Annotated in this window: 14 protein-coding genes; 6 read left to right on the top strand and 8 right to left on the bottom strand. The window is 51.8% G+C overall.

Translation table 11 applies throughout. The annotated features are described in order from the left end of the window. Positions 1–45: 45 nt before the first annotated feature. Positions 46–1338: a hypothetical protein gene (locus HG66A1_RS25075; protein WP_145190655.1), complete on the bottom strand. Its 1293-nt coding sequence runs from the start codon at positions 1336–1338 to the stop codon at positions 46–48. 334 nt (positions 1339–1672) lie between these two features. On the opposite strand from HG66A1_RS25075, the gene HG66A1_RS25070 reads away from it, so the two are divergent. Continuing rightward, positions 1673–1870 (top strand): cold-shock protein, encoded by a 198-nt coding sequence (locus HG66A1_RS25070; protein WP_145043521.1) that lies wholly within the window; start codon positions 1673–1675, stop codon positions 1868–1870. An 89-nt stretch (positions 1871–1959) separates the two neighbouring features. On the opposite strand, the gene HG66A1_RS25065 is transcribed toward HG66A1_RS25070, so the two are convergent. Further along, positions 1960–3195 (bottom strand): aminotransferase class V-fold PLP-dependent enzyme, encoded by a 1236-nt coding sequence (locus HG66A1_RS25065; RefSeq protein WP_145190652.1) that lies wholly within the window; start codon positions 3193–3195, stop codon positions 1960–1962. Positions 3196–3515: 320 nt separating this feature from the next. After that, positions 3516–4955 (bottom strand): hypothetical protein, encoded by a 1440-nt coding sequence (locus HG66A1_RS25060; RefSeq protein WP_145190649.1) that lies wholly within the window; start codon positions 4953–4955, stop codon positions 3516–3518. Between the two features lie 366 nt (positions 4956–5321). On the opposite strand from HG66A1_RS25060, the gene HG66A1_RS25055 reads away from it, so the two are divergent. Next, positions 5322–6596 carry a YkgJ family cysteine cluster protein gene (locus HG66A1_RS25055; RefSeq protein ID WP_145190646.1) on the top strand — a complete coding sequence of 425 codons (1275 nt, stop codon included), beginning with the start codon at positions 5322–5324 and terminating at the stop codon, positions 6594–6596. Here HG66A1_RS25055 and HG66A1_RS25050 read toward each other — a convergent pair. Continuing rightward, entirely contained in the window at positions 6577–6897 is a 321-nt protein-coding gene (locus tag HG66A1_RS25050; RefSeq protein WP_145043513.1) for a DUF427 domain-containing protein, read from the bottom strand. The two genes, HG66A1_RS25055 and HG66A1_RS25050, sit on opposite strands and share 20 nt — an antisense overlap. Positions 6898–7097: 200 nt before the next feature. Next, positions 7098–7433 (bottom strand): hypothetical protein, encoded by a 336-nt coding sequence (locus HG66A1_RS25045; RefSeq protein WP_145190643.1) that lies wholly within the window; start codon positions 7431–7433, stop codon positions 7098–7100. 1340 nt (positions 7434–8773) lie between these two features. Here HG66A1_RS25045 and HG66A1_RS25035 point away from each other — a divergent pair. From HG66A1_RS25035 to HG66A1_RS25025, 3 genes are all read left to right on the top strand, one after another. After that, positions 8774–9211 carry a hypothetical protein gene (locus HG66A1_RS25035; RefSeq protein ID WP_145190641.1) on the top strand — a complete coding sequence of 146 codons (438 nt, stop codon included), beginning with the start codon at positions 8774–8776 and terminating at the stop codon, positions 9209–9211. Positions 9212–9297: 86 nt separating this feature from the next. After that, complete coding sequence (locus HG66A1_RS25030) at positions 9298–10380, top strand: Mrp/NBP35 family ATP-binding protein (RefSeq protein WP_145190638.1); 1083 nt, start codon at positions 9298–9300, stop codon at positions 10378–10380. A 139-nt stretch (positions 10381–10519) separates the two neighbouring features. Continuing rightward, positions 10520–10957: a SufE family protein gene (locus HG66A1_RS25025; RefSeq protein ID WP_232102043.1), complete on the top strand. Its 438-nt coding sequence runs from the start codon at positions 10520–10522 to the stop codon at positions 10955–10957. 40 nt (positions 10958–10997) lie between these two features. Here the strand turns inward: HG66A1_RS25025 and HG66A1_RS25020 are convergent, their stop codons facing one another. Next, the gene (locus HG66A1_RS25020) at positions 10998–12353 is read right to left on the bottom strand and encodes a hypothetical protein (protein ID WP_145190633.1); all 1356 of its coding nucleotides are present in this window, start codon (positions 12351–12353) and stop codon (positions 10998–11000) included. A gap of 291 nt (positions 12354–12644) precedes the next feature. On the opposite strand from HG66A1_RS25020, the gene HG66A1_RS25015 reads away from it, so the two are divergent. Continuing rightward, positions 12645–13835 (top strand): DUF1570 domain-containing protein, encoded by a 1191-nt coding sequence (locus HG66A1_RS25015; RefSeq protein WP_145190630.1) that lies wholly within the window; start codon positions 12645–12647, stop codon positions 13833–13835. 12 nt (positions 13836–13847) lie between these two features. Here the strand turns inward: HG66A1_RS25015 and HG66A1_RS25010 are convergent, their stop codons facing one another. Together HG66A1_RS25010 and HG66A1_RS25005 are read right to left on the bottom strand one after the other, a co-directional pair. Next, entirely contained in the window at positions 13848–14870 is a 1023-nt protein-coding gene (locus HG66A1_RS25010; protein ID WP_145190627.1) for a hypothetical protein, read from the bottom strand. Then, entirely contained in the window at positions 14867–16699 is a 1833-nt protein-coding gene (locus HG66A1_RS25005; protein WP_145190624.1) for a hypothetical protein, read from the bottom strand. The genes HG66A1_RS25010 and HG66A1_RS25005 overlap by 4 nt, the downstream gene beginning before the upstream one ends. Positions 16700–16992: the final 293 nt, after the last annotated feature.

Here is a 16992-nt window from a genome sequence, read left to right as displayed (position 1 = left end):
ACAGCAGCTGGTCGGTAGAGAATAGATCCGACTCTCTACTCTCCTTTAAGGCGTCAGCCGGGGAATACCGATTGTCTGACCGTAAGCCTGACAGAGTTGTTCAACGGTTAAACCGTAGGCCCGCTGCAGACTGTCCTGCCAGGTGAGGCCTTCCTTGATGCCGTTGAAGAAAAGTTTGAACTGTTCCGGATTGGCTTTGAGCATCAACTGGATGATGGCACTGGCGGAACCGTACTGCCAGCCGTCGAGTCGATCGTTATTGAAGAACTGTCCCCCGAAGGTATGTGACTGTCTCAGGCGGGCTGCTGCTTCGGTCTGGCGAAAGCGGACCTCTTTGGAACTGGGGACGACCATCATCGCGATCCAGTCGGCGATCCCTTCGTTGATCCAGGTGGGAATCGGGACCGTTGATTTGTAACGGTGGATATATCCATGTGCGGTTTCATGCACGAGAACCGCTCCAAAGAAGTTGGGGTCGTTACCCCGATAACAAGAGACGATGACCTTGCCGTCACCATGGGAATGGCAGAGACCGATGGCGTTGCCGGTTTCGGTGCGGTTGTAGAATTCTTCTTCGAATTCGAGAAAGGCCTGTTTAGCCAGAAAAGCGACGACCACCGCTTTACCGCGCCAGATGTTATGCCCCGGTTTGAAACCGAATGACTGACCCAGCAGTTCATTCATCTTGTCGAGTTGTACCAGATAGGGGGCAACCTGCTTTGCCGGCATGTCGGTATAAAACAGAAAATACTTTGTTTCATACAGCTGCATGTTGAAGCCAGAGAAATGCGTACCGACTTTCTTCAGGAACTCTTTGTATTCGTCGACGTACTTCAGTTGTTCCTTTTCGGGAATCTCGTCCCAGAACTCTTCGTTTGAGGCACGCAGTTTTTCTGAGATGGCTGCATTCTTGCGACTCATATCTTCAATGGCAGCCGCTTTGAGCGAAGGCAAATACTGGAACTGATAAGTCTTGTCGTCGACTTTCATTTCCACCAGACGCGTGGCGAACAGACGCTTGCCGCGTGTGGCGTTTTCGGTTTTAACCTCCATCGACTTGATGTGGCTCTCATCCCGTCCGGTAAAGAAACGGGTAATTTCAACGTCCACTTCTTCCTTGCCGTTGGATGTCAGCACGTTTGCCTTTTTCCCGACCAGGGAATTGACTTCATCTGCCGAGAGAGCAAATTCCAGAGCAGCAGCTTCCACAGTATTGGAAGGCTTGGCGTTATATCGGGTCGCGCGTTTTTGGGCAGTCGCCGGTTGTCCCATCAGCAGCAGAGACAGCGACAGAAGCATGACGCGGAAAACAACGGAAACAGGGCGAGGAACCATCATGAGTACTCGCTTTCTGAATGGAGATGAGAAGTGGCATCCTGTTATGGTTATTCTATTTATGGTGTTCCACCAAGGAACAGCTGTCAAGTAGTGATGTCAGAAAACAGCCTGAATTTAATCAAAATACGGGCAGCTGGCTGGAAAACCGGTTTCTCAGACGGGGGGCGGGGGCGGTCTTAACCGGTTTTTTATTTATGCAGGATTATGGGATAATCCTGTTCAGTCTGCTTGTTTTCTGATTCAGTCGAGGTAGAATCGAGTCTTGCGGCAGAGGAATCTGACCAGTTGTTTCGGCAGGTGCCGCAGTTTTATTTTTGAAGGAAGCTGATATACGATGGCTGAAGGTACAATCAAGAAGGTGACGTCAAAGGGTTTTGGATTTATCGACACTGGATCAGGTAAAGACCTGTTCTTCCACCTTTCCAATCTGGAAGGTGTGTCGTTCGAAGAGCTCTACGAAGGACAGCGCGTCTCCTACACCGAGGGAATGGGCGACAAAGGACCACGGGCGGAGAATGTCAAACCGATCTAGTTCGGGAATGACATCAGGAAACACTGCAGCCGACGTGAACTCGTCGGCTGTTTTTTTATGCGCTCAGAGAAACGACTCGTCGAGTTATTTCAAGTCAGTCGCAGACGCTGACGGGCAAAATCGATGGCCTCAATCAAAGCGTCGATGTCTTCGGTTGTGTTATAGAAGGTCAGGCTCGCACGCACACTGGCGGGGATTTGCAGTAACTGATGTAACGGCATGGTGCAGTGGTGCCCATGACGCACCGCAATCCCCTTGCGGTCCAGCAGCGTTGCTAAATCTTCAGGATGTGCACCTGCGATGTTGAAACTGAAAATCGCGCCGCGTTGTTCCAGTTCCTGTGGGCCATAGATTTCCAGACCGGGCACGGACTGCAGTTGTTCCATGGCGTACTGGCTGAGCTGATGCTCCTGTTCTGCGATCACATCAAAACCGAGCTGATTGACATACTCGATGGCGGTCCCCAGCGCGATTGCCTGGGCGATCGCAGGCGTGCCTGCTTCGAAGCGGGCCGGTAGACGGGCCCACTTTGATTCATTCAGATGAACTTCGGAAATCATATTACCGCCATACAGGAACGGCGGCAGGTTTTCCAGCAGTGCCTTGCGACCATAGAGCACACCGATGCCCGAAGGGCCAAAAATCTTGTGACCTGAGAATGCGAGGAAGTCGATCTCGCTTTCATCAACATTGACAGGCAGATGAGGCACGCTCTGGGCGCCATCAACAAAGATGAGTGCGCCCGCTGCATGTGCAAGCCGGGCCATCTCCGTGATGGGATTAATCGTTCCCAGAACATTCGACATCCCGGTGACCGCGACCAGCCGGGTTCTGTTTGTCAACAGACTTTGATAGTGTTCGAGATCCAGCCGTCCCTCGGGAGTCAGTTTGATGAATTTCAGCACGGCCCCCTGCTCTTTGGCGATCGCCTGCCAGGGGACGAAGTTCGCGTGATGTTCCATTTCATTCAGGATGATCTCATCGCCTTCCTTGAGGAAATGTCTGCCCCAGGAATAAGCAACGAGATTGATGGACATCGTAGTGCCGGAGGTGAAGATGATTTCTTCGGGATGTTCAGCACCAATGAACTTTTGAATGCAGGTGCGGGCCGATTCCATTTCGGTCGTCACGCGGTCGCCCAGCTGATGCACGCCGCGGTGGACATTCGAGTAATATTGTTCGTAGACTTCCGTAATTTTATCAATGACGACCTGAGGACGCTGGGCGGAGGCACCGCTGTCCAGGTAAACCAGCGGTTTCCCGTTGGGAAGGGAACGCTGCAGGATCGGAAAGTCATTTCGGATGGCTGATAGATTGGCGACCATGGTTGTCTAAGTCTGGTAGAAGTTTATAGAAAATCGACGTCTCTACAGGAATTCTAACAGGAAACCCCGTAATGAAAAGGCTGTCGCGCCAAAGCAGGGCGCAGACGGGATGCTCTTCAGGTCGACAGTTCTGTTCCCCCCGATAAACAGGGGAGTACCAGTCAGACACATGGGTAGCAGGCTGTGTTCAGGGCTGAGCGCGGATCTGGTATTGTTTTGAAGCCAGATCAGTCGGAAGTTCTGCTTTCAGAGATTATTTTCGACGCCTGAGAGATACCAGTCTGATCGCACCAGTATCTTTGTCATGAACACATGCAGGCTCATTTTTTGGGGACGAGCCGTTGTGCCTTGATGACTTGATAGCAGGGCTTGCCCATGCGATCCTGCTGAGAGCCGTCAATGCGACCATCAATCAGGACGACATCACCATTTTTGAACCGGTTGAGTTTTCCCTGGTCCAGCAGAACGATGTTTCCGCCAAATTTATCTGTTTGATCGGGGGTCGCATTGTAGGTGATGTTCCAGCTCTTTTCCTGTTCATCGAATTCCACCACGCCTCGCAACCAGCGATAGCCCTGACGATCGTAGCTGAATGGCGAAGGAGCCTTACCTGCTGAAGTCGCTGCACCACCGGAAGCCGGAAACTCGAAGGAAGCCGGCTGGAATTTGGTGGGAGCCATGAACTGCTCTGAGCGGACCAGCTGCGGACCGGAAGCAGGCATCTGATGGTTTGCATGGCTGACCTGACCAGGTGCTGATTTCATGATCGAAGTGTTGTTAGGGCCGAAGGTGTCATCGTTGCCGGGGAAAGGATTATCCTGATTCCCGGGGAATGGATTATTCTGGTTTTCAGGGAATGTGTTGTCATTTTCCGGAAAGCTCTGGACAGGAGGCTGGAATTCCTGGCTGCTGTCGAATGCGTTTTCTTCAAAGGTGTCAGCGGGAGCACCCTGGTTAGCACTGAATTTTTTGGGATTCGCTTCGAAGGTATCGCCACTGCTTTCAAAGCTCTGCTGCTGTACCGGGGAAGGCACGCTGAAGCCGCTATCGCTGTTCTCCTGGAACTGATCATTGGCTTCAGGAAACTTTTGCGGCGTATTTCCGGGAAACTGATCATTGTTATTGGGACCAAACTGATCGTCCGTCTGGATGTTGCCACCCTGTGGTTGAGGGTTTTTGTTGCTCTGGAACTGATCGTTGGTGTCCGCAGGGAACGGATCATTCTGCGGGGGCTGACTGCTGTTTTGAGGAAACGTATTATCGATTGGCGGATTATTGTTCGGACGAATCTGGTTGGGATCCTGGTAGCTCGGCACAGGCTGGCTGCTGGACGAACCGCTGTTGAAACCGCCGCTGGGATTCGTGTTGCGTCCCGATGCGGTAGAATTGGCATCGAAGGGCGCGTTCATATCCGAACCGGAAGGACTGTTGAGTGGCTGTTTCCACTGTGTATCGACGCCATCGTAGTTAGTGTTTGTATTGTTGGGGAATGAATCGTTCCAGGCCTGGGAACCATTGGAAGGCAGAGCGCCCTGTGGTGGCGGTACAGGCTGTCCCAGATCCGGTTGCATGGGATAATTCCCGGGGGGAATCGTGGATTCCGGCATAACGGTACCGGGAGGCATCTGATAAGGACCGGGCGCACCGTAGGGACCGGGATAAGTTCCACCATACGGATACTGATGGTGAGGATAACAGCCGGTCGCAGCGCAGCATAACAGTGCGCACCAGCTGGCATTGATTAAAAATCGTCTCGACATGATTGGGTCCTTAATGTTCCAAATGATTTCCCGGATGAGACTGGTGATCTGCAGGAAGGGAAAAACTTATGGACGGGGTACCTGCCGAAATTCAGATTTCGGGTATTCTGTTTCACATACAGCGGGGATTGATGTGGCCGGTCTCTGCGGAAAGACCGAACAGAAATGATCTGATTGTTCAGCAAGCGAGCGGGATTTTAGGGAATCTTGATTATGTGTCTATACCGAATCAGCGATTCTCAAGGTCCGTCTGTAAAAGTTGGCAAGAAAAATGGACCAGAGACTGACTTTGCGTTTCCCTTTTGTAATCTTTACAATTAACGGTTCCATTAAACTGTCTCACAAGGTCCGTCTTAAAGATTCTTCATGCCTGCTCCCTCATTAAAGCTGCCCACGATCCAGAACTGGAACTGCCATAATTGTGGGGGATGTTGTAAGCAGCATCAGATTGAAATCACGCTGGAAGAAAAAGAACGGATCGACAAACAACGCTGGGATGAGGATGATTCGATCCCGGGGGGCAAACCGGTGATCGTAAAACTGGGGATCTCACCGACCAGCCAACGCTACCGCCTGGCGCATCAGGAAGATGGCTCCTGTATCTTTCTGGATGAACGGGGTCTGTGCCGGATTCATGCCAAATTTGGCGAGCCCGCCAAGCCGCTGGCCTGCCAGGTTTATCCGTATGCCTTCCATCCTGCAGGCAATGACATCGCCGTCAGTCTGCGTTTCAGCTGTCCTTCGGTCGTTGCGAACCTGGGAGAACGCATTGATCGGCAGGAACCCGCAATTCGAAAGATTGTCAACCAGGTACTGCCCAAGCGGCATAAAGCTCCTCCCGCACCGAAGCTGACGGCACGGGAAGCTGTGGGCTGGCCGGATACACTGAAAGCAGTTACCGCGCTCAGTCGTTTCTTCGCTGATCCGGAAGTCCCTGTGCAAACCAGTCTCTTGCGTGCACTGGGGTGGGTCGAGTTGATTGAACACGCGCGGTTTGAAGTTGTGCAGGGAGAACGCTTCACGGAATTTCTCGAACTGATTTCCCAGGCCGTGGATCAGGAACTGCCGGCTGATCTGGAGATCCCCCGTACGCCTCCCAGCAGGTTGGGGGGAATACAGTTTCGCCTGCTGGCGGCACAGTACGCCCGCAAAGATACACATGCGGAAACAGCCAAGGGGTTAGGCAGACGGTTATCGCTGCTGATGTCCGCGTTGAAGTTTACCCGGGGCAGTGGCACCATACCTCAACTGCAGGAACGTTTTCAGCGTGTCCCTTTCTCAGCTCTGGAAGAACCGTTTGGTTCGTTGCCTGCCGAGAGTCAGAAGTTATTCTCACGCTACTTTCGCGTCAAAATTCAGGGGCTGCATTTTCTGGGAGCAGCCTATTACGACATTCCGTTTGTGGAAGGTTTCTACCATCTGGCGCTGATGTTCCCCTCAATCCTCTGGATCGCACGCTGGATTGCCGCAGGAGAGGGGAGAACAGAACTTGTGGCGGAAGATATCAATGAGGCGATGACAATTGCCGATCACCACCATGGTTATTCACCGGTTTTCGGAATGCCTCATTTTCGCAGTCGGGTGAAAACGTTATCACGCACCGGCGACATCAAGAAACTGATCAGTTGGTACGGTCAGTAGAAGATGAGATGTCGGATTCGTTTGTCAGCTCGACCCCTTTCCAGAACGCAATCCGGTTTTTGAGCTGCCCGTATTCTTTTTCGGGGTTGAGATAATACCAGGCGGCATCCCGGTTCACCTTATCCTCCACGACAACATCGTAAAAGAAGGCTTTGCCTTTCTGGGGGCTGGTAGACGTCGAAGTGCTCTTCTTCAGAAAACGGGAGTTGACCGACTCAATGGGAAAGTAGACATCCCCATCCACCATCACGGTGTCATCGGACTCGACCAGGACAGCCTCATTCCAGATTGCTTTAGGCACACCGAACTCCTCATCGTTAAGTGATAACAATGGTTTGACTAACGAAATGAGAATGGTCTATTCAGTGAGGTTGCCCACATCTATCGTAGTCAAGTCGGCCCGGAATACTAACAAAAAAATGAAAAAATTATTCACCGGTCAGGTGGAAGTAAAAAAAGCGAACCTGAACAGGCAGTGATTCAGAAAATGGGACAGGATGATCAGAGACTGTCTGAGGCTTCGGGGGGCATCTGTCGTGGGCTGAAGGAGATGATTCCCAGTTCCCACTGTTTGCGTTTAAACATGTTTTCCGAGTTGAGAGTGTGGATGAATGTTGCATCCTGGCGCTGATAGGAAATCAGGCCACCATCCTCAAGTTCGACAATATGAATGATTTCCTGAGGATGAGCAGAGGGGTGCTGTTTGATTTCCACATCCTCTGACCCAATCAGTTCTTCCACTGAGAGCAGGGATTTACTTTGATTCAGCGTGAACCGCCCCTGGCTGTCTGGAATTTTTTCCCATTGATATCGTTCGAGTAAATCGGAGACTTTCATACGTGCACACTATAAATCTGAATCGGGAATAACAAACGAAAACTTACTAAAAGATACATCAAAACCTGAGTCTAATGGCTGTTGTCGCAAATTGGAAGGATGCTGGCTGGCGTGTGATTCTCACGCAGCGCGCATAAAAAAAATGATGTTTCCCTATGAAAGAGAGACACCATTTTTTTCAATTTTTTATCGCAGTTCAGTTCAGATTCGTTTGGTGAAGGACGTTCTTTCTGGTGAAGTCCGTCCGAGGGAACTGATTCCCTCGGACTTGACGTTCACGATTATTGAAGCTGCCCTTCGGACCTGATTAACCAATCCCTTAGTGCGGGGATTTCAGTTATTCTCAAATCTGATTAGTTGCAGCAAGACTTGGGTGACGGAGCACAGCAAGTCGGCTTAGGAGCTGGTGCACAGCAGGTTGGAGCTGGAGCACAGCAAGACTTCTTAACTTTGCAGCAACGAACTTTGACTTTGCAGCAACGATCTTTGCAACGGTTGAACATTTTGCCGCAACGATCTTTGCAACCCCGCAGGAAGCCACCGTTGAACAATTTCTTGTGTCCGCAGCAGCTGCTTTCGCAGGTGTTGCAGCAAGATTTTGGAGCTGGGGCACAGCAGGTCTTAGGAGCAGGTGCACAGCAAGTCTTTGGTGCAGGAGCACAGCAGGCCTTCGGTGCGGGAGCACAGCAGGTCTTGGGAGCAGGAGCACAGCAAGTTGGCTTGGGGGCACAGCATTTCTTAGGAGCAGGTGCACAGCAAGTAGGGGCAGGAGCACAGCATCCTTTACCCAGGAAGCCAGCAGCTTCAGCGGATACACCAGCACAACAAACAACCGCTACAGCGGCAACGTAACTTAACAATTTCATTTAGGCAATCTCCAAGGATTCGCTTCGTGGACGGTCGTGAGGTACTCTTCTCGGTTTGGTTAGATGAGGTTTGCTAACTAACCGTGGAGTCCATAGCCTCACGTAATTAAAAAGGTAAACCTGCCTATTTTTTCGGCCAGATTCCGCGGAGAGTTATTGAATAAACACAAAATTGTGGGGCCACCCCCCAAAGTGGGTCCTGAAGGGATACTTGTAACGATTATGACGGCATTCGATTCCGCAAAGGGTGTCACATACGGTGTTTGGCTGATATTCACGCCATGTGTACATATGGTTCTTTTGCTCCAACTCACACTCCACAGCGGTCAGAACCAGAAAAAACTATCCGCGACCTGATTCTGTTCCCCTGCTGTGAGTTGTATTCATCCCGAGCCTGTATACGATTGAAGAAGAGAGACAATCGGATCTGATGTGTGGTGTTTTGTGCAGATTGTTGACTGGGATATTGATCTCATGAAAAACGTGTTTGTTCTTGAAGAGCGGGCACACCTGGTTTCGGAACTGCGCTGGCAGTTTGAAGGCCGGTCTGACTGGAACATAACCGTTTTCTCTTCGGAGCACGACTTGTTTCAACAGACGTTGCAGGAAGATCCTGGCTCCGTGCTGGTCATTCTCGATTTCAGTACAGGGAAAACTATCTGTTTACAGTACCTGCAGAGGCACCAGACGGCACGTTCCCGGTTTCCGGTGATGATCTTTTCACCGGATCCTCTGGAAAATCTGGAGTGGGCTTTACGTGAGCTGGGTGTATTTCATATACAGAGTGGAGAACTGGAGCCGGATCGCCTCGCCAAAATCTGTTGCTGGTATCTGGAACCGGATCCTCAAAAACGTCAGACTTACCTGTCGAAGACCCGCGTGACAATGTCTCATCCGGAAGAAACGAACTGACTGTGATCGGCTACCCTGATGTGTAAAGAATGCTGCCGTCCCGTTTCCGGAAGAAGTAATAAGTAATAGGAAAGTAATCTCAACTGATGTCGAATACCGAATTCACTGAAGCAAACCTGCAGAAAAGTCTGACCGATCTGAAAGATCCCGTTTTTGGTAAGCCCCTGGCGGAAAGTGGTCTGTTAAAGTCAGTCCAGCCAGGTGACAGCGGAGAGGTAACGGTTCGGATTGAACTGCCCGTGCCTTCCTATCCACTACAATCAGAACTGACTGAGTCGATCAGCGCCACTATTCAGAAAGCCTTCCCCGAATGTCAGTCTGTGAATGTAGAATATTCCACGAACATCAGGGGCAAACAGTCGGGCGGTCGCCTGGGGCTGAAGGTGAAGAATGTCATCGCCGTCGGAGCGGGCAAAGGGGGCGTCGGCAAGAGCACGGTTGCTGCCAGCCTGGCTTATGGGTTGAAGCAGTTTGGTGCAAAAGTCGGTCTGGTGGATGCAGACGTCTACGGTCCCAGTATTCCCCATCTGGTAGGAACCAATGAAAAACCGATGGCGCAGGAGTTTCAGGGAAGAGACGGTCAGACACTCACGCGAATCATTCCGGTGGAAGCGGACGGACTGAAAGTCATGTCGATGGCCTTTTTCGTCGAACCGGATCAGGCTGTGATCTGGCGGGGCCCGATGCTGCACAAGGCGATCACCCAGTTTCTCCAGGACACGGAATGGGGAGAACTCGATTATCTGATTATTGATATGCCGCCTGGAACCGGTGATGTTTCCTTAACATTGTCTCAGTTGCTGGAACTGGCAGGTGCTGTCGTCGTCTGTACTCCGCAGCAGGTCGCTCTGCTGGATGCTGTTAAAGCAGTGCAGATGTTCCGGCAGGTTAAAATCCCCGTTCTGGGAATTGTCGAGAATATGTCGGGCGAAATCTTCGGGCGGGGCGGCGCCAAAGCCCGTGGGGAAGAATTACAGATTCCCTTCCTGGGCGAGATTCCGATGAACGCCGAAATTCGGGAAAAATCGGATGCCGGCCAGATTTCACATCTCGTGACCGAAGAATTGGCTTCGACTGAGCCATTGCTCAAAGTGGCCGAAGCGACTGCCATCGAAATTGCCCGCGAACTGCTGGAAAATCCAATCAAGCCTGCCATGGAGATTCTCTGATCCCGCGTGATCGCAATCCGTGTTCTTCAGCCACAGCGTTCTGAACTACATATTCACCCTGTGATAATATAGTATAGAATGAGAGAAAGTATTGAATCCGATGTCTGACAGACAGAATTCAGCCGTACAGAATACCGAAATGAATGAGAAAATAATCACCATTGATGAGTTGCTCGAGGAGTTTGATTTTCTCGGAGACTGGGAAGAGCGTTGCGACTTTCTGATCGATCTTGGTTTTGAACTGCCGCCGATGCCCGAGACTGAGAAAACGGAAGCCAACCGCGTGCACGGCTGTCAGAGTATGGTCTGGTTGACGACGGACCTGCAGGAATCCGAAGGCCGTAAGGTGTTACGCATCAATGCTGACAGCGATGCCCTGATCGTCAAAGGTCTGATTGCGGTTCTGCTGGCGATCTATCAGAACCGGACGCCGGAGGAAGTGCTTAAGATCGACGTTAAGGATTATTTCTCCCGTCTGCAGTTGGATAAATATCTCAGCACACAGCGCAAAAACGGGTTGATGGGCATGGTCGAACGGGTTCAACAGGAAGCCCGTGTGCTCGCAGAGCAGAACTAAGACGCTACCACCAGGTCTGCCGCTGATGTCAGCGAACTGTCTACTTTTGCGGCGGGAGTTCCAGGTTTTCAAAGCGGAGCTCAATCGGTGCTGCAGTGATCAGGGTGGGGGCCAGGTAAGTAAACTGATCAGGGCGCGCAGTTGTCGGCAGGCCTGTGAAACGATAGAGCACGCCAATTTTTCCTGTGCTCTCAAGAGTCGTCTGTGAAGAACCTTCGAGCCAGAATTTTTTCCCCTGCGCATCCTCCAGATAGGCCCGGTTGTGGTAAATCCAGGTGCGATGCGACTCAAATGCAGGCCCGCCATAATCGTAGCTCAGGGCGATTCGTACATTGAGATCCTGGCTGTCGGGCAACTGCTTTCGCTCGACGTCGACGAGTTCGACCGATACATTGCCCCGTCGACGGACTGCTCCCTGAGAAGTGGAGAGATCGCGAAACGTAATTGGCAGAGTTTCTGCAGCCAGTTCCATCTCCAGGTTACCATGCACGCGAACCGCCTGTGGATGTTGTCCCCGCTCCAGAATCCACTGCATCGTAAAGTTCAGATTTTTGCCCCCCTCTCCCAGCGGGAGCTCATATTTCGCGCCGGGATTATAAGGAGGCAGCCTGGTTCCCGTCGTTCCCGCTGCTTGCAGCCTGCGAGCGGCATAACTCAAAAACAGCGGCCGTAAACGGGGCTCGACCTGAATACGAAATGTAATGCGGAGCAGATCCTGGTTCTCGCTTCCTGCCAGAGGACGCGTCTGCAGGCGATCCGCTGTAATTCGGAAGGGCCCGTCATAACAGACTGCGGGATCAGAGGCGGTCTTGGATTCTGATGCGGCACGCGGTTCGAAGTGGATTTGATCACGAGGACCATTAATCTGATAGGTTACCGGCACCTTATGAGTTACTTCATCAACGGCTTGCCAGAATGGTGTCGCGATAAAACGAACATCAATTTGCTGATTCAGCTGTGATTCGGATAACCGTGTCCAGTCCAGCTGATTATCCGTCTGTTTCATGATCGTCTGCAGGATCTGTTGTAAAGAATAATGCCCCTGCAGATTAACCTGGGAGGCATTGATTGATTCCCGGGCCGCCTGTTTCTCGATCTGCAGGCGAATCCGCTGCAGCGCCTCGCGAACGGATGGACTGGAGACGAGTTCTGGGGCCGGAAGCAGGTTCAATACCGGCTTCCCCAATTCAACCAGCGCCAGTTCGGCCCGCTGTCGCACCATTCGCTGATTATCATCCAGCTGTCGAATCAGTTCTTCTACCTGTTTTCTGTTTGTGGCTGGTTGTTCGCTGGCAGGAGACTCAGGTGGGGCAGACAGTGTAACAGACGTCAGGCTCAATACAGCAAGCAGGCATAAACCACTCATCAGGCCGTTGGTCATGCAGGAACGGTACACGGGGCTGCTTTCTATATAAGGGCAAGAGTCGAAGAGATCGTAATAATCATAAACGCATTAGCTACTCTTCATTGTAACTGTTGGTCGGATGGTGAAAATGCCGGAAATCGAGATTCGCCAGAACGAGTATCAGTTAAAACCGGTACCTTCCTTGCAGTTTGACAGCAACTTTGTACTCAGAGTCGCTGATGTTGATTTTTCGCGGCCTGTCCGCCAGACAGGTATTATACTTTTAACAGGACGTTACTCGTCACTCCCCCGCCAGCCTGTCGTCTGACTTAAGGCCCGCTAATGTCAACCTGCCTGCAATCATTCCTGTTCTGTCTCAGAGGCATCAGTCTCTTCTGCCTGCTGGCAGTGCCTGTCTGCGCCAAACCTCCTTCTCTGATCGAACTTAAGACCGAAGACCAGGTATTCACCGGAAAATCTCTGATTCATGACCACGATGTAAGCTGGATGGTCGATCAGACGGGTATGTTGTCAGAAGTTCCTTTGAAAAAAGTGACCTCGTTCCGCAGGGTGGCATCCGAGTTTCAAACGCTTTCTCTTTCCGAGATGAAAAAACAGCTGCAGGACGAATTCGGTCCCCTGTTTGAAGTCACGACGACCCGGCATTACCTGGTATGTGCCCCACGCGGAAAAGCACGCGCCTATGCCAACGTGTTTGAAGAGCTATATCAGTCGTTCAGTCATTACTTCGCCTTGCGTGGCTACCAGGTGAAAACTCCTGAATTCATGATGGTGGCGGTGATCTTTCCGGATCAGCAGCAGTTCTTCGAATACTGTCGCAAAGATGGTGTCCGCGCGGGTCAGGGTTTACTGGGTTACTATCACCCTTATACAAACCGGACGGCGCTGTTCGATCAGAACGCTGCTCCCACAGTCGGAGAACTGGAACAGACGCAGAGCGGCACACAACTCACGTATTCCCGGATCTCAAACAGTGGCAAGAATCTGACCGAGGCACTACGGGATACCATGATCCATGAAGCGACGCATCAGCTTGCCTTTAATACCGGTCTTCACTCGCGAATTGGTGATAATCCCCGCTGGGTTGTAGAAGGCCTGGCGACTACTTTCGAGTCCGATGAACTCCGTTCCCATACGGGAGGCAAATCGGACTCCACTTCCCGCATCAACCGCGATCGGCTGATCTGGTTCATGAATTATTCCCGCACCAGACGCAAACAGGATTCCCTGCGTTCCTTCATCCGGGAAGATAATTTATTTAAAACTTCGACACTGGATGCGTACGCTGAATCCTGGGCGCTCACCTTTTTCCTGGTGGAAACACAACCGGCCCGCTATGCACGCTACCTGAAACAGGTCGCCCAGCGCGATCCGCTTAAACCTTATACCGCAGATGCACGGGAGCGGGATTTTCAAAAGGCGTTTAAAACGAATCTACGGTCACTCGAAGTCGACTACCTGAAATTTATGGACCAACTCGCAGAGAGTCTGGTCAAACAGAGTCGCCCCTGATGCTCGTCTCAATCAGGCAGCCTGGGCGGAAGATTCTTCTTCCATCGCGGCTATGACCAGCGCACCGCGGATGATTGCATCAGCGGCATCCGGAATACAGACGACCTGTTGCGCGTCGAACTGAATCTCACGGCTGTTTAAATGCTGAGCCAGTAATTCTCCCAGTCCGTTAACTGTAGCCAGTTCGCCCAGATAGATCACGGGCAGTGTGGCCAGTGTGGACGTGTAGGCCTGAATGGATGCCATCTGGGAAACGAATTGATCCAGCAGACTGTCGAGCAGGCTGTCGTACCAGCTGGAGATGGCAGACGGGCTGGAGAGGTAGGGGCTCAGACTGACTTCCGGGCCGAGACGTTTATCTCGAGCACCTGCCAGATCAGGAACCATTTCTCCATCCGGATTCTTGGTCAGCAGCTTGTAGGCATGTGCCAGTTGTTCGTCCATCCATTCACTGCCATACGGGGTCGACTGACGCGCCACGACACGGCTTTGATGGATCAGCCCAATCTCGGAGTGTGAGTGTCCCAGGTAAACGACATATCCCGAGAATCGTGAGGCGGCTGGCAGCGAAGACAACCCTGCAGCCAGGGTGATTGTCGTTGCGAATGGTTTATAACCCTGCAGAGCGATTAACTGAGACACCAGTTTCGATAACGCTGATGTAGATGTCGATCCCGGCGTAATGAAGGCACAGTGCTCCCCGGTTGTCCGAGACCGCGGCAGTATTGACTGAATCAGCGTAGAGAGTAATTGACGATGAACGGGATCGTTCAGCACCAGTTCTCCCTGTTCGATCAGAGGCAGCAGCTCAAGATTGGAAAAACGAGAAATCTTTCCCGCCTGCTCCCCGGGGATGATCAGAGTCCCTTCTGAGAACAGGAACGGTACGGACAGACGTTGCAGCAACTGGCGGTTCTCGTTGGTATCATCCATGACGGCATAAGCCGTGTCGATGGAACGCCGCGTCAGCTTAAACTGTTCATTGTTTTGTAAGGTTCGCAGGCAGATCGAGCCTGTCAGTAAGGCACTACTCATTTGGGCATGACTCCCTGTACGGCCTGAAGCACCCGATCAAGAATACTGCTCTGCTCTGCTTTCTTCTCCGAACCTGCTGGAGTCTTCCCAGGGGCACCTGTATGAGGTCGGGGTGGTGCCGCAGGAACTTCGTTGCCTTTGGTATTCCCGGGATGAGAACGATCAAAGCGGAACGTCGGTGCTTTCAGTTTTTTCTCATCTGGTTTGCGCACTGGATCAGGCACCGGTGGTGGAGCTGCGTCGTGGCCTGCTGCCACTTTCGTATCCGGAGTCTTCTGTTTCAGGAAATGCGGACCTTTGAGAGCTTCGGCCTGATCGATGCGTCCTTTTTTGCTTTGATGACGTCCGTAGATGAATGTCTGTGTCGGAATCTGAGGTGTTTCATCAATCACGGGAATCTGCTTCTCCAGGATCTGCTCCAGCAATGATTTTTCGGGCAGGGGAGGCAGCTCTTCCCAGCTGGTGATGATCGCAGCCGGTTCCGATGATGTCTGTTCCATTACTTCCTGTTTCACAGATACCTGTGCTTCTTCGGAAACTTCTAATTCGAGCTCAGGCTGCTCTGCCTGTTCCTGGGGGAAGACCGGTTTCTTTCGCAGGTATTTCCAGAGAGCGAATGCGACTCCGGCCAGCAGCAGGAACCCGGTTCCCGGCGGCCAGAAGCCAGCTTCGTCTTCATCATATTCGATTTCCGATTTCGGAAGCTCATCGTCGAGCAGAGTTTGTACGTCATCTTTCGGGGCTTCAGGAGCCCGGCCCAGGTCCAGATTGGGAACGGAAGAGCCAGCAGACTTCTGCTCAGCCTCATCTGCATGATGATGTTCGGAATGAGACTCTTCTTTCTCTGAAGTCGCCCCCAGCGGATTCGGTATCGCAGCTAAAGTCGCTGAAGTCTGTTGCAGTAGTGGACCATTGAGCTGCAGCGGTTTCTGTTCGGGTTCTTCAGTCTGCTGCTCTTGAGCAGGAGTTTCCTCTTCCGGATGAGTGACCTGACGAGGAGTTATGGAGGCTTCCTGATCCAGGGGAGTCGCGTTACGGAAACGTGAATCGTTGGCAGAGATCGAACTCGGTGCAGATGTCTGCCGATGGAGACGAGCCCCGGCGGCAGCAGAATTTTGTAAAGGTCGCGGCGTCGGTAAAGAGCGGGGGACCAGCGAAAGATTCATCGCTTGTGGTGCACCCAGAACCAGTACCGTACCCGATTCGAAACGGGTGGTCAGCTTTCTGGTTTTGAATTGAGCCTGGGCCCGACGACGTTCGGGGGGAATAATTTTGATGGCTTCTGACATCGCTGCATACTGTTCGACCGGCTGTCGCAGACAACGTAAAATGCTGGCCAGATCAGCGATTTCGGCAGGTACCCCAAACACAATCGGGTAGTCGCGTAAATTCAGAATGGCAATCTGAACCAGGCCTCGTGATGCCGATGATTGTGCCGATCTTGAGACCGTGTTGTCTTCGATCAGATTTGCAGATGATTTCACGGCGATCAATACATCACCATGCATCAGGGGTAGATCCATCTCTGGTGAATAGAAGATTTCCTGGCTGATGCGACCGCCACGAACGATGCGAATCAATCCTGAAGCCTGGGGTGTCATTCCCCCTGCACCGGAGATGACCGCATTCATGTTCAGTTCAGCACTGTTGACTTCATAGGCAGCACACTGGTTGAATTCGCCCAACAGTCCGATCACGACCTTCTGCTGCGTGGGGGACTCGGTCAATTCCAGATTACGAAAGACGGTCTGCGCACGAGTGACGTTGCAGGCTCCTGATAGCAGAGCGAGCGTCAAAGCTGCGAACCAAACCTTGTGCCAGCGGTACATCCGGCGATCCTTACTGTCAGTGGGAGAGTCAGACGATACGGCAATGAAATGCGTAGAGAGAGCCGTACAATCATTAAAATCGGCATAAACTAACATGCGCCATCAGTCAAAATCCCGTTTTCCGGGGAAAACTGCCAGATCAGAGGTCTCGGAGTAGTTCAAGTAAGTGATGATTTATCAGTCACTTGAGTCAATTATGAGAATTGGGAATCACGGCCTGTGATCTGAAAATGACACCAATTTCGTGATCGCTATAGATTCCAAGTCAAATCTGATATTGCTAGGATGAACCC

Origin of the sequence: Gimesia chilikensis (assembly GCF_007744075.1) — a bacterium.
In the GTDB taxonomy this organism is placed as follows: Bacteria; Planctomycetota; Planctomycetia; order Planctomycetales; family Planctomycetaceae; genus Gimesia; species Gimesia chilikensis_A.
The sequence above is the reverse complement of the archived record's forward strand: the minus strand, read 5'-3'. Positions and strand labels throughout refer to the sequence as shown.